14 protein-coding genes are annotated in these 13,713 nt (G+C 63.7%); all 14 read right to left on the reverse strand.

Annotated features, from left to right (window positions below):
- Positions 1-18 precede the first annotated feature (18 nt).
- A complete protein-coding gene (locus QFZ91_RS12960) occupies positions 19-1,806 on the reverse strand; it encodes an acyl-CoA dehydrogenase C-terminal domain-containing protein (protein ID WP_429567465.1) in 1,788 nt (595 codons plus the stop codon).
- 98 nt (positions 1,807-1,904) lie between these two features.
- Positions 1,905-2,504 carry a TetR/AcrR family transcriptional regulator gene (locus QFZ91_RS12965; protein ID WP_429567466.1) on the reverse strand — a complete coding sequence of 200 codons (600 nt, stop codon included), beginning with the start codon at positions 2,502-2,504 and terminating at the stop codon, positions 1,905-1,907.
- Between the two features lie 213 nt (positions 2,505-2,717).
- Complete coding sequence (clsB, locus tag QFZ91_RS12970; RefSeq protein ID WP_429567467.1) at positions 2,718-3,977, reverse strand: cardiolipin synthase ClsB; 1,260 nt, start codon at positions 3,975-3,977, stop codon at positions 2,718-2,720.
- Positions 3,974-4,489: a dihydroneopterin triphosphate diphosphatase gene (gene nudB / locus QFZ91_RS12975; protein ID WP_429567468.1), complete on the reverse strand. Its 516-nt coding sequence runs from the start codon at positions 4,487-4,489 to the stop codon at positions 3,974-3,976. Before nudB ends, clsB begins: the two co-directional genes overlap by 4 nt.
- Before the next feature lie 180 nt (positions 4,490-4,669).
- Positions 4,670-6,469, reverse strand: a complete 1,800-nt coding sequence (aspS, locus tag QFZ91_RS12980; protein WP_368594731.1) for an aspartate--tRNA ligase — start codon at positions 6,467-6,469, stop codon at positions 4,670-4,672.
- A gap of 75 nt (positions 6,470-6,544) precedes the next feature.
- The gene (locus tag QFZ91_RS12985) at positions 6,545-7,201 is read right to left on the reverse strand and encodes a DUF502 domain-containing protein (RefSeq protein WP_176122430.1); all 657 of its coding nucleotides are present in this window, start codon (positions 7,199-7,201) and stop codon (positions 6,545-6,547) included.
- A gap of 75 nt (positions 7,202-7,276) precedes the next feature.
- Positions 7,277-7,609, reverse strand: a complete 333-nt coding sequence (locus tag QFZ91_RS12990) for an FmdB family zinc ribbon protein (protein ID WP_429567469.1) — start codon at positions 7,607-7,609, stop codon at positions 7,277-7,279.
- 171 nt (positions 7,610-7,780) lie between these two features.
- Entirely contained in the window at positions 7,781-8,404 is a 624-nt protein-coding gene (locus QFZ91_RS12995; RefSeq protein WP_429567470.1) for a thiopurine S-methyltransferase, read from the reverse strand.
- A gap of 96 nt (positions 8,405-8,500) precedes the next feature.
- On the reverse strand, positions 8,501-10,078 hold the full coding sequence (gene ubiB / locus QFZ91_RS13000; protein WP_429567471.1) for a ubiquinone biosynthesis regulatory protein kinase UbiB: 1,578 nt from the start codon (positions 10,076-10,078) through the stop codon (positions 8,501-8,503).
- Between the two features lie 15 nt (positions 10,079-10,093).
- Positions 10,094-10,738, reverse strand: a complete 645-nt coding sequence (locus QFZ91_RS13005; protein WP_429567472.1) for a ubiquinone biosynthesis accessory factor UbiJ — start codon at positions 10,736-10,738, stop codon at positions 10,094-10,096.
- A gap of 174 nt (positions 10,739-10,912) precedes the next feature.
- Positions 10,913-11,917, reverse strand: a complete 1,005-nt coding sequence (locus QFZ91_RS13010) for a TIM44-like domain-containing protein (RefSeq protein WP_429567473.1) — start codon at positions 11,915-11,917, stop codon at positions 10,913-10,915.
- 37 nt (positions 11,918-11,954) lie between these two features.
- Complete coding sequence (gene ubiE, locus QFZ91_RS13015; RefSeq protein ID WP_429567474.1) at positions 11,955-12,686, reverse strand: bifunctional demethylmenaquinone methyltransferase/2-methoxy-6-polyprenyl-1,4-benzoquinol methylase UbiE; 732 nt, start codon at positions 12,684-12,686, stop codon at positions 11,955-11,957.
- Positions 12,687-12,752: 66 nt separating this feature from the next.
- Positions 12,753-13,166, reverse strand: coding sequence for a gamma-butyrobetaine hydroxylase-like domain-containing protein (locus QFZ91_RS13020; protein WP_429567475.1), 414 nt, complete (start codon positions 13,164-13,166; stop codon positions 12,753-12,755).
- 98 nt (positions 13,167-13,264) lie between these two features.
- Positions 13,265-13,693 carry an HIT family protein gene (locus QFZ91_RS13025; protein ID WP_013088371.1) on the reverse strand — a complete coding sequence of 143 codons (429 nt, stop codon included), beginning with the start codon at positions 13,691-13,693 and terminating at the stop codon, positions 13,265-13,267.
- Positions 13,694-13,713 lie beyond the last annotated feature (20 nt).

Below are 13,713 nucleotides of genomic sequence, written 5' to 3' on the forward strand. Positions count from 1 at the left end.
TCGCTCTATCTGTGAGCGTTAGAACAACGCTTCTTCGATGTCCATCATCGGCTTGGAACCGGCCCGCGCCTGGCGGATCGTCATCGCCGTTTCGGGCAGGAGCTTCGCGAAGTAGAACCGCGCGGTCGCGAGCTTCGCCTTGTAGAACGGATCGCCCGATGCCTCTTTGTCCAGCGCGATACGTGCCATGCGCGCCCAGAAGTACGAGAACACCAGATGACCGACCGTGCGCAGATACGGCACGGCCGCGGCGCCGACTTCGTCCGGGTTCTGCATCGCCTTCATGCCGATTTCCATCGTCAGCTTCTGCACCTTTTCACCGATGTCGGCTAGCGGGTTCACGAACTCCTGCATTTCCGGCTTGATGCCTTCGGCTTCGACGAACTCGGCGACGAGCTTGCCGAACTTCTTCAGCTTCGCGCCCATGTCGCCGAGTACCTTGCGGCCGAGCAGATCTAGCGACTGGATGCCGTTGGTGCCTTCGTAGATCATATTGATGCGCGCGTCGCGCACGTACTGCTCCATGCCCCATTCGGCGATGAAGCCGTGGCCGCCGTAGATCTGCATCGCGTGATTGGTGCCTTCGAACGCGTTGTCCGACAAGAACGCCTTCAGGATCGGCGTGAGCAATGCGACGAGGTCGGCGGCTTCCTTGCGCTCGGCTTCGTCGGCGTGCGACAGCTCCTTGTCGATCTGCAGCGCCGACCAGTACGAGAACGCGCGGCCGGCTTCGGCGTAGGCCTTTTGCGTGAGCAGCATGCGGCGCACGTCCGGATGCACGATGATCGGATCGGCGGCCTTCTCCGGCGCCTTCGGACCGGTCAGCGAACGCATTTGCAGACGCTCTTTCGCATACGTGAGCGAGTTCTGATAGGCGACTTCGGTGAGGCCGAGGCTCTGCATGCCGACGCCGAGACGCGCGGCATTCATCATCACGAACATCGCATTCAAGCCCTTGTTCGGCTCGCCGACCATCCAGCCCTTCGCGTTGTCGAGATTGATCACGCAGGTCGCGTTGCCGTGAATGCCCATCTTGTGCTCGATCGAGCCGCACTTGACGTCATTGCGCTCGCCGGGCTCGCCCGCTTCGTTCGGCACGAACTTCGGCACGATGAAGAGCGATATGCCCTTGGTGCCCTTCGGCGCATCCGGCAGACGCGCGAGCACGAGGTGAACGATGTTCTCCGCCAGATCGTGTTCACCGCTCGAGATGAAGATCTTCGTGCCGCTGATCGAGTACGAGCCGTCGCCATTCGGCTCGGCCTTGGTGCGCAGAATGCCGAGGTCGGTGCCGCAATGCGGCTCGGTCAGACACATCGTGCCGGTCCAGACGCCTGCGACGAGCTTCGGCAGATAGCGCTGCTGCAGTTCCGGCGTGCCATGCGCGTGCAGGCATTCGTACGCGCCGTGCGACAGGCCCGGATACATCGTCCACGCCTGATTCGCCGAGTTCAGCATTTCATAGAGCGCGTTGTTGACGAACGCGGGCAACCCCTGACCGCCGTATTCCGGGTCGCAGCCAAGCGCCGGCCAGCCGGCTTCGACGTATTGCTGATAGGCTTCCTTGAAGCCCCTCGGCGTGGTCACGACGCCGTCGCCGGCATACGTGCAGCCTTCCTGATCGCCGCTGTGGTTGAGCGGGAACAGCACTTCGGAGCAGAACTTGCCGGCTTCCTCGAGCACCGCGTTGATCGTGTCGGCATCGAGATCGGCGTGCTTCGGCATGTGCCGAAGTTCGGCTTCGACGTTGAGCAGTTCGTGCAACACGAATTGCATGTCGCGCAGCGGCGCGGCGTACTGTCCCATGACTTCCTCTCCCTGGATTGACAAAAAGCCAGGCCGTTGGCCGGGTCCGTGTAGGGACCTTGTGCGCCGCGCGTTTCCGGTAAGTTCCGGCGACGCAGCTAACGGCTTTCGCTCTGATACGAATTAATCAGTTTTTCCAGCGCGGCCCACGTAAGGCGCACCGCATCCGGCAAATGCAGGAAGCGCGCGTCGTGATGCAGGCCGAGCGTGACGCTATACAGTTCGAACAGCATCAGCTGCGGGTCGGTATCGGCGCGCAGATGCCCTTCTTCCATCGCTTGCGAAATCGCGCGCGTGAGCGCCGCACGCCACGTCGACACGCTCGCCACCAGTTGCTCGCGCACCTGGCTGTCCGCGCGATCGTCGTATTCGACGGCGCCACTGATGTAGATGCATCCGGTCGTGACTTCCTGAATGCGCTTCTCGAACCAGCGGGAAATCATCGCGCGCAAGCGCGGCAGACCACGCGGCTCGCGCAGGCTCGGGAAAAACACCTCGTCTTCGAAACGGCGGTGATACTCGCGCACGACCTCGACCTGCAGATCCTCGCGCGACCCAAAATGCGCGAACACGCCGCTCTTGCTCATCTGCATGCGCTCGGCGAGCAGGCCAATCGTCAGACCTTCCAGTCCGTCTCGGCCTGCCAGATCGAGTGCTGCGTCGAGAATCGCGGCTCGGGTTTGTTCGCCTTTTCGCATAGCTGTTCTACCGTTCTAATGTGACCGAATCTAAAATCGAACGGCCGTACTATTATTGAGTGCTTGCCGTCCCCGAAACAAGGACTTTATTAGAAACCGGTTTCTAACCGGCCTCTAATTTTGCGGCTTTCGACCATCAGATCAATCAGATTTTTTAGAGGCGTTTGCCTTGTATTGACGGTTGCCGACGAGTGCGCGCGTGTTCTATTAGTGTCAATCGTAGCCGCCCACCGTCAGCAGTTTCATCGCGACCCGGTAGCTCGTGTACGCGATCCAGCTCAGCGCGCGCAAGCGCGCCGGTCGCGATTCGTAGTGCGCTTCATCAATTCGGCGCGCGTCCGTGAACGCATCGAGAATCGCATCGCGAAGTTTCGCGATCGACGGATCGTTGACGAGCACGACGTTCGCTTCATTGTTGAGCATCAGGCTGAGCGCATCGAGATTCGACGAACCGACCGTGCCCCAGTTCGAATCGACCACCGCGACCTTGCCGTGCAGCAGCGTCTTCTCGTATTCGGCGATCTGCACGCCCGCGCGCAGCAGTGCGTGGTACAGGAACGGCACCGCGTAATCGAGCGCCTTGAACTCCTTGCGCCCGATGATCAGCTTCACGACCACGCCGCGCCGCGCCGCGAACACCAGCGCGCGGCGCAGCTTGCGCCCCGGCATGAAGTACGGATTCGCCAGCAGAACTTCATGGCGTGCCTGGCCGATCGCGGCCAGATAGGCCTTTTCGATCGCACGGCGGTTGATCAGGTTATCGCGCGCGACGAACGCGACGCACGGCTCGCCGCCGGCCCACAGCTCCTCGTTGCGGCGCCGCCGGCGCCGGCGCAGACTGCCGAGCGAGTTGGCGTCCTGCGACGAAACGTCTGGCCTGATCGAATCGAGCGGCCGATGGCCGAGGCGAATCCGCCGCCACTGCACCTCGATCGCGTCGCGCACGTCAGCGACCACCGGCCCGCGCAGTTCGACCGCGAAGTCCCAGCGGTGGTAGGGCAGCTTCTCGCCGTTGTTCTCGTAGTCATCGACGATATTGATGCCGCCGCAATACGCGATCCGATCGTCGATCACCGCCAGTTTGCGGTGCGTGCGCGAAAAGCCGAAGCGGCCGAACAGATGCGGGTTGTAGATGCGATGCTCGATGCCGCCCGCCGGCCATTGCTCGAACATTTTCAGGCGCGCGGTGCCGATGCCGTCGGTGATGACGCGCACCCTGACGCCGCGCGCGGCCGCGCGCAGCAACGCCTCGCTGACCGCGTGGCCGGCTTCGTCGTCGCAGAAGATATAGGTTTCGAGCGCGACGCTGTGCTCTGCAGCATCGATGCGCTCGATCAGCGCGTCGAAGAAGTCGTCGCCGGAGCGCAGGAGCTCGACCTGGTTGTTGCCGGTGAAGCGGTAGCGCTGAAAGTAACGACGGCCGAGCAACGTATGCCGCAGACGCGCGAGACGGCCCGAACCGCCTGCGCTCACTGGCCACGCTCCCCGGCCAGCTGGCCGGATTGGGGGTCAATCGGGCGCGCGGCGAGGCGGCGCGGCAACTGCAGGATCGCATCGGCATTCGACGATGAAAAGCAGCGCGATGCGGCCTCTTGATACGGCAGCCACATATAGGCGGTGTGTTCACGCGGCGCGAGCGACACGTCGATACGTTCGGGTACCTGCAGGCTGAACCAGTGCTCGGTGTTGTAGAGCACGCCCGCTTCGTAGCGGTAACGAAATTCCGGGTAGATCTCGTAGTCGATCGAGTACTGCCAGTCGAACAACGCGCTGCGCGGCACCAGCGCGCCGCCGATCATGATGCCGGTTTCCTCGCCGACTTCACGCACCGCCGTGTCGGCGAGCGGTTCGTCGAGCCGGTCTTTCGAACCCGTTACCGACTGCCAGAACGCGGCATGGTCGGCGCGTTCGAGCAGCAGCACGTCGAGCGCGGGCGTATGAATGATGACGAGGACGGACTGCGGAATTTTCGGCGGTTTCGGCATGGCTCAAAACTGGGCGCGACGCGACGCGCGGTACATGTCGGATGACGGTCGAAAGGGTCGGGAAAGCGGTGGCTTCACTGTAACGCAAAAAATGAAAAAGGCGCTGAGGTGGAGAACACCTCAGCGCCTTTTCGTTTCGCTCGTGTGGCTTTTTCGCGGCCGCGCGAAGCGGCCACGGTTTTACGCCTTCGGTTCCGGCGAACGCAGACGGATGTGCAGCTCACGCAGCTGGCGCTCGTCGACTTCGCTCGGTGCCTGCGTGAGCAGATCCTGCGCGCGTTGCGTCTTCGGGAACGCGATCACGTCGCGGATCGAGTCGGCGCCGGCCATCATCGTGACGATGCGGTCCAGACCGAACGCGATACCGCCGTGCGGCGGCGCGCCGTATTGCAGCGCGTCGAGCAGGAAGCCGAACTTGGCCTGCGCTTCTTCCGCGTTGATCTTCAGCGCGCGGAACACCTTGCTCTGCACTTCTTCACGATAGATACGCACCGAGCCGCCGCCGATTTCCCAGCCGTTCAGCACCATGTCGTAGGCCTTCGCGAGGCAGCGCGCCGGGTCCGTTTCGAGGTACTCGAGGTGCTCGTCCTTCGGGCTCGTGAACGGATGATGCGCGGCGACGTAGCGGTTGTCTTCCTCGTCGTATTCGAACATCGGGAAGTCGACGACCCACAGCGGCTTCCAGCCGGACTCGACGAGACCGTTGGCCTTGCCGAACTCCGAATGACCGATCTTCAGACGCAACGCGCCGAGGCTGTCGTTGACGACCTTCGCGCGATCCGCCGCGAAGAAAATGATGTCGCCGTCTTGCGCGCCGGTGCGCTCGATGATCGCCTTCAGCGCTTCGTCGTGCAGGTTCTTGACGATCGGGCTTTGCAGACCGTCACGGCCCTTCGCCGCTTCGTTGACCTTGATCCACGCGAGGCCCTTCGCGCCGTAGATGCGCACGAATTCCGTGTAGCTGTCGATGTCGCCACGCGACAGCTCGCCGCCCTTCGGCACGCGCAGCGCCGCAACGCGGCCGTCCTTCGTGTTGGCCGGCGTGCTGAACACCTTGAAGTCGACGTCGCGCATCGCGTCGGTCAGCTCGGTGAACTCGAGCTTCACGCGCAGGTCCGGCTTGTCCGAACCGAAGCGGCGCATCGCTTCCGCGTATTCCATGACCGGGAATTTCTCGTCGAGCGCAACGCCGATCGTCGTCTTGAACACGTGACGGATCATCGCCTCGAACAGATCGCGAATTTCCTGCTCCGACAGGAACGAGGTTTCGCAGTCGATCTGCGTGAATTCCGGCTGACGGTCGGCGCGCAGATCTTCGTCGCGGAAGCACTTGGTGATCTGGTAGTAACGGTCGAAGTTCGCGACCATCAGCAACTGCTTGAACAGCTGCGGCGACTGCGGCAGCGCGAAGAACTGGCCCGGGTTCGTACGCGACGGCACGAGGTAGTCGCGCGCGCCTTCCGGCGTGCTCTTCGTCAGCATCGGCGTTTCGATGTCGATGAAGCCTTGCTCGTCGAGGTACTTGCGCACTTCGATCGCGACGCGATAGCGCAGACGCAGGTTGTGCTGCATCTGCGGACGGCGCAGGTCGAGCACGCGATGCGTGAGACGCGTGGTTTCCGACAGGTTGTCGTCGTCGAGCTGGAACGGCGGCGTGACCGACGCGTTCAGCACGATCAGCTCGTGGCACAGCACTTCGATCTTGCCGCTCTTCAGCGACGCGTTGGTCGTGCCTTCCGGACGACCGCGCACGACGCCCTTGATCTGCACGCAGAACTCGTTGCGCACGCCTTCGGCAATCTTGAACATGTCCGCGCGATCCGGATCGCAGACGACCTGAACGAGCCCTTCGCGATCGCGCAGGTCGATGAAGATGACGCCGCCATGGTCGCGGCGGCGGCTTACCCAGCCGCACAGCGAGACGGATTGGCCCAGCAGTTCTTCGGTCACCAGACCGCAGTATTCAGATCTCATCGACATGATGTTTGTCTTTCGTTTTGCATTGGTTGAACGGCGCGCCGCAGACGATCCTGCATGAAGCGTTGCGCGCCGGCATTACAGCGGAGGCTCGACGGTGGTGCGGCGCACCGGCGCCGGCGGTGGCGCGGACGGCGCCACGACGCCCATCGAGACGATGTACTTGAGCGCAGCGTCGACCGTCATGTCGAGCTCGATCACTTCGCTTTTCGGCACCATCAGGAAGAAGCCGGACGTCGGGTTCGGCGTGGTCGGCACGTACACGCTGACGTAATCTTCCTTCAGATGGTTGGCCACGTCGCCGCCCGGGATGCCGGTCAGAAACGCGATCGTGTAGGAACCGCGGCGCGGGTACTCGATCAGCAGCGCCTTGCGGAATGCATTGCCGCTGCTCGACAGCAGCGTGTCGGACACCTGCTTGACGCTGGTGTAGAGCGGGCCGACCACCGGAATGTGCGCAACCAGCAGTTCCCACCACTGCACGAGCTTCTGCCCAATGAAGTTCTGCGTCAACAGCCCGACGACGAAGATGAACGCGAGCGTGAGCACCGCGCCGAGGCCCGGCAAGCGATAGCCGATCGCGCGTTCCGGCTGCCACGAGGTAGGCAGCAGCAACAGCGTCTGGTCCATCGTGCCGATGATCAGACCGAGCACCCACAGTGTGATAGCCAGAGGCACCAGCACCAGCAGGCCGGTCAGAAACACCGATTTGAGCGTGAATTTCTTCGTCGTCATGTGTACCGCCAGAAAGCTGCGCAGGCCGAAGCCCATGCGCGGTAGATACGCCGCCCGCGCGGGGCGGCGGTCCCACTAGGCGCTGCCGGAACCGCTCGCGCTCGCGGCGGCGGGCGCTGCGGCGGGGGCCGCGGGCGCGGCCGGGGCAGCCTGTTCAGCCGGGGCAGCGGCCGCGGACGGCTCGGACTTCGCTTCCGAGGCGGCCGGCGCGCTCGTGCCGCCGCTGCCACCGCGAAAATCGGTCACGTACCATCCGGAGCCCTTCAACTGGAAGCGGGCGGCGGTGAGTTGCTTGCTAAAGGTGTCTTTTCCGCACTCGGGGCACTGCGTCAACTGGGGGTCGCTCATCTTCTGGAGCACGTCCTTCCCAAAGCCGCATGACCCGCAACGATAAGCGTAGATCGGCATGATCCTTTCCTACTCCAAATCCCTACTGAAATCTTGTAAACGCTTGCAAAGCCTTGAATTATAGCCGCAAACGATGTCCGTTCCCCGGATTTCGGGAAGCGGACGCGTGACGCGCCCGCCACCGCGCCAGATGGGGGCGTCCCGCGGACCTCTCAAGAGCGGCGCGTGGCGCTAGCCGCGACGCCGCCAGGTGAGCCAGCGCTCCTGTCCGGCAAAAACGGCAATCGAGTCGTCGACCGCTTCGTCTTCGATAAGCTCGAAGTGTGGCGTGAACAGCGCGTCGAGCTCATCGCGTTCGATGCCGAACGGCGGCCCCTTCGGCGTCGCGCCGATAAAAAAGTACCCCGCGAGCAACCCGCCGGACGGCAGCAGTTCGACCATGCGTTGCGCATAGTCGGCGCGGCGCGTCGGCGGCAGCGCGCAGAAGAACGCGCGCTCATAGATCCATGCCGGCGTGAACGGCGGCGCATAGCTGAAAAAGTCCGCCTGTTCGACCAGCGATGAGTGCTGCGCGCCGAGTTGCTCGCATGCCGCCGCGACGGCGGCGGCCGAGAAGTCGATCGCGCGCACCGGGTTGCCCTGACGTGCGAGCCATACCGCTTCGTGGGCACTGCCGCAGCCTGGAATCAGCACGGCGGCGTCGCGGTGCCGTTCGGCGAACGCGCGAAACGCGGACGGCACGCCCGCCTGGTCCCACGGCGTGTAACGGCGCTCGAAACGTTCGTCCCAGAACTCGGGTGAGTTGGGATCGCGGTTCGCGAAATCGGGCATGGGGGGTTCGGTCGGATCGCTCATCGGATGCCTCGTTCAGGTTTGCGCGCGGCCGTCACCGCGAGCCGCGGCTTACACCGCCGCTGAAACACAGCGCGGCCAATGGGCCGTCAGCCGCACTCAACCGCCATATGCGAGCGCCAGGAACGCCCGCGCCAGCATCGCGCCGACGCCGACCGCCACGCCGAATAGCAGCAGGCCCTGCAGCAGACGGTTGGTGCGCTTCTGCTCGAGCAGGATCTGGCGGATCACGTCGTCGTTCGCGCCGCCCACCGGATGATGGCGCTCGGCCAGCACGTTGTGGACGAGGCGCGGCAACTGCGGCAAGGTCTTGCTCCACTGCGGCGCCTCGATCTTCAGACGCTCGTACCAGCCGCGCAAGCCGATCTGCTCGTTCATCCAGCGTTCGAGGTAAGGCTTCGCGGTCTTCCAGAGATCCAGTTCGGGGTCGAGCGAACGGCCGAGTCCTTCCACGTTCAGCATCGTCTTTTGCAGCAACACGAGCTGCGGCTGGATCTCGACGTTAAAGCGCCGCGACGTCGAGAACAGGCGCATCAGCACCTGGCCGAGCGAAATGTCCTTCAGCGCGCGATCGAAGTACGGTTCGCAGACCGCGCGGATCGCGCTTTCGAGCTCCTCGACACGCGTGGTCGGCGGCACCCAGCCCGACTCCAGATGCAGCGTCGCGACCCGATGATAGTCGCGCTTGAAGAACGCGAGGAAGTTTTGCGCGAGGTAGTTTTTATCGAAGTCCGACAGCGCGCCGATGATGCCGAAGTCGAGCGCGATATAGCGGCCGAAGTGCGCGGGATCGAGGCTCACCTGGATGTTGCCGGGGTGCATGTCGGCGTGGAAAAAGCCGTCGCGGAACACCTGCGTGAAGAAAATCTCGACGCCCTCGCGCGCGAGCTTCGGGATATCGACGCCCGCCGCGCGCAATGTGTCGACCTGGCTGATCGGCACACCGACCATGCGCTCCATCACGAGCACCGTGGGCGTGCAGAATTCCCAGTACATCTCGGGCACGAGCAGCAGGTCGAGCCCCTGGAAGTTGCGCCGCAATTGGCTACCGTTGGCAGCCTCGCGCATCAGGTCGAGTTCGTCGTGCAGATACTTGTCGAACTCGGCGACCACCTCGCGCGGCTTCAGGCGTTTGCCGTCGGCCCACAGACGCTCGGCCCACACGGCGATGTCGCGCAACAGCGCGAGGTCGGAATCGATCACCGGCAGCATGTTGGGCCGCAGCACCTTCACCGCGACCGCCTTGCCCGCGTGCTGGCCGGCCTTCACCGTCGCGAAGTGGACCTGCGCGATCGACGCGCTCGCGACCGGAACCCGCTCGAAATCGTCGAACAGCACGTCGACCGGCGCGCCGAGCGACTTCTCGACGAGCGCGATCGCGACCGCGGAATCGAACGGGGGCACCTGGTCCTGCAGCTTCGCGAGTTCGTTGGCGATATCGACCGGCAGCAGATCGCGACGGGTCGACAGCACCTGGCCGAACTTGACGAAGATAGGCCCTAGGCTTTCGAGTGCGAGCCGCAGACGCACACCTGGAGGCGCATCGAAGTTGCGGCCGAGCGTCGTGATACGTAGCAGCAGACGCACGCGCCGATCGTTGATGCGGCTCAACATCATTTCGTCGAGGCCGAAGCGGATGACCGTAAAAAATATCTTGAGAAAACGCAGAAAACGCATGACTGGGCCCGTTGACTAGCGCGTGCCGCGCGACGTGGCGGCGCCGCCCGACGCTTGCGCGCCGCGGGCTTCGACCTTCTGTTCGAGACGCTCGATGCGCTTTTCGACGCGCGCGAGCGAATCACGCGCGCGCGCCAGCTCGACGTTGAAGTCCGCGAGCGCGGTACGGCGCACCAGTTGCGGATTCTCGTCGAGCAGATACTCGGCTGCCGTGTCGAGCAGGTTGCGGCCGGTGCGTTGCACATGCTCGCCGACCGAACGCACGAGCGACGTGATGCGCCACGCGGGCCCATCACCGATCAGCTTCGCGAGATCTTCCTCCGGCTCCCAGCGCAGATGCTCGGCGAGCTTCGCGATCACGGTCGCGAACTCGGCGTCGCCCTCGATCTTCACGTGCTTCATCACTGCGGCCTGGCCACCTTGCAGGAAGGCCGGCAGTGCGTCGGACGGCACCGAGATGGTTACGTCGAACTGATGCGCTTCGGCTTCGTCGAGCGTGCCGAGATAGCCGTCGGGCTGCACGAGCAGTGCAAGCACAACCGGTGGACATGACAGGCGTGCGGTCTTGCCCGCGTACGGGGCGAAGCGCTCACGGGCCCACGATTCGCGGGCGAGCAGATGATTGACAGCAGCAGCGAAGGGCTTGGCGGCGAGGGTCATCGAAGGTGGCAAGAAAAAACCCGCGCGAGCGAGGTGCTTGCGCGGGCTCCCATTGTAACGTCCGTTCGCTTTGCGGCCTTCTATGCCGAACGGCCTAAGCGATGCGCGAGGCAAGGAATTGCTGTGCCGTGGCCGGCCTTTTTCGAAGCAAACGCGACTCGATGCTTCGGCATCTCAGTGTTGCTCGACCTGCTGGATGCCGGCAAGCAGCCATCCTTCGCCAGGGCGGTTCGCCTTCGTCAGATTCCAGACTTCGACGAACGGCTCGGCCGCCGCGCCCGGCGCCTCGCGGATCAAACCGGAGAAGCGCACGCTCGCGAAGTATTCGGTCGCGCGCTCCTCGACGCCGAGCAGCTCGGCGTTCAACTGCACGACGTCGGTCTGGTTCGGCTGCGTGCCGCGCGCGGTGAGATCGACGCGCACTTCGGCGAACATTTCCGGCGTCGTGAATTCGCGGATGTCATCGACGTTGCCGACGTCCCACGCGGCCTGCAGGCGCACGAAGTACACCTTCGCGTTACGCAGAAACGCTTCCGAATCGAACCCGGCCGGCACCGACGGCGTCGCGCCGAGCGATGGCGTCGTCAACGGGTTGCCTTGCGGTTCGAGATACGAGCCGGTCGGCGGCGCGGTGTAACGCGGCTCCTGAATATAGTCGGTGCTTTTGGTGTTCAGCGACGGCGCCGTGCCCGCATAAGCCGGTTGCGCCGCATCGCGCTTGCGGCCGGTAAAGCGGCGGATGAGCCAGATCACGACCATCGCGATCAGCGCAATCACGATCACGTTGGCGAACATGCCGGCGAACGCCTCGCCGAGCCCGAAATGCGACAGCAACGCGGCGATGCCCAGACCGGCCGCGAGACCGGCGATCGGCCCGAGCCAGCGATTGCGGTTCGGCGCGGCGGGCGGCGTGGGCTTGGTTGCAGGAGCCGCCGGTTGCGCGCTCTGCTGCGTGGCCTGATTGTTCTGCGCCGGCTGGGACGGCGGCGGCGTCTGACGCTGCTGCTGCAGACTGTTCGATTGACGGCCGAAGCTACGGCCGCCGCCCATGCGGCGTGCTTCGGCGTCGAGAGAGGCAAGGGTGCCGGCCGTCAGCAGACCGACCATCGCGATCAGTCCGATTCTTCTCGCCAGCGACCCCTTAACCTTACGAGCAGATAACAAATTCGAATCGGACATTTCGCACTTTCCTTTAAAAATCGATGGGTTAGGGACCCTAGTATTTGGTCCCCACATGCAACGCTACCACGCCAGCTGACAAATTGTAATATTTGACATTGTCGAGACCGGCTTGTTCCATCATAGTTTTTAAAGTTTCCTGGTCAGGATGCATGCGGATCGATTCCGCCAGGTACTGGTAGCTTTCCGCGTCCTTGGCGAAGTGCTCGCCGAGCCACGGCAACACCTTGAACGAATACAGATCGTAGACCTTCTTCAGGGGGTCCCATACCTTCGAGAACTCGAGCACGAGCAGCCGCCCGGCCGGTTTCAGCACACGGCGCATCTCGGCGAGCGCGATGTCTTTATGCGTCATGTTGCGTAAGCCGAACGCGACCGTCACGATGTCGAAATAGTTATCCGGAAACGGGATTTTCTCGGCATCGCAAAGCAGCGTCGGCGTAATGATGCCCTTGTCGAGCAGCCGGTCGCGGCCGACGCGCAGCATCGATTCATTGATGTCGGTATGCCAGACCTCGCCCGTCTCGCCCGCCTGTTTGGCGAACGCCTTCGACAGGTCGCCAGTGCCACCCGCGATGTCGAGCACCTTGTAGCCCGGCCGCACGTTCGCCTGGGCGATCGTGAACACCTTCCACGCCCGGTGCAATCCGCCCGACATCAGGTCGTTCATCAGGTCGTAGTTGGCGGCCACCGAGTGGAACACCCCCGCCACTTTCTGCGCCTTGTCCTGTTCGTCGACCGATTGAAAGCCGAAGTGGGTTTTGCTCATCGCGCTCGTCCTTTCGCGTGTTCTTGAATGTTGCGCCGCTCGAGCGGCGTTCGGGGGCGAATCGTATCAGTGACAGTGCCCGTGCGCAGCAGCGGCGGGCACCATCGGCGTGTCGCGATCGATGCCGGCCGCTGCCAGTTTGGCGAGATACGCGCGCCAGAGTTCATCCTGACGTACGGCCATGTCGTACAGCAGGTCCCACGAATAGATACCGGTGGAGTGGCCATCGGAGAAAGTCGGCTGCAGCGCGTAATTGCCGACGCCTTCGATCATCGTGATCGTCACGTCGCGCTTGCCCGTCTGCAGCGTTTCCTGGCCGGGCCCGTGGCCCTGCACTTCCGCCGACGGTGAATACACGCGCAGCAGTTCGAACGGCAGCCGGTACGTTTCGCCGTTCTCGTACTGCAGTTCGAGCACGCGCGACTTGGAATGCACGACCACGCCGGTCGGCACCGGCGTCTCGGGAGTCAATCCGCTCATGTTGGCCTCATCAGATAACGGCGGGGTGATAACGACGGCTCGGCCGCCCCGCGCACCGACCGGAGCCCGGCGGTGCGCGGCGGCGGACTCAGCGATGCTCAGCCCAGCGCCTGTTCGATTTCCTGCCGCACGGCTTCGCGCAGCAACGTGGCGTGCGCGCGACGCGACGACAGCATCGCTTCGGACACCGTGCGCTGGCGCGGCGCCCAGATCGGCAGCGGAAAATGCGCGTCGTTCGAGAAACGCGGAATCACGTGCCAGTGCACGTGCGGCACCTGGTTGCCGAGGCTCGCGAGATTGACCTTCGCGGGCTGCATCACGCGCCGCTGCGCTCGCTCGACCGCGTAGACGGCCTTCATCACGTGATCGCGCTCGTCGGCGGAAAGATCCGAAAACTCGGCTACGTGAGCGTTCCAGATGACCCGGCAAAAGCCCGGGTAGTCGTGTTCGTCGGCGAGGACGACTCGCAACGCGTCGTCCTGCCATAGCACATCGCCGCCGTCTTCACGGCAAAAAACGCAGTCCATCGTCGTCCTCGGCAAATTTC

The organism is Paraburkholderia sp. JPY419 (assembly GCF_050435705.1).
GTDB classification, from domain to species: Bacteria; Pseudomonadota; Gammaproteobacteria; order Burkholderiales; family Burkholderiaceae; genus Paraburkholderia; species Paraburkholderia youngii.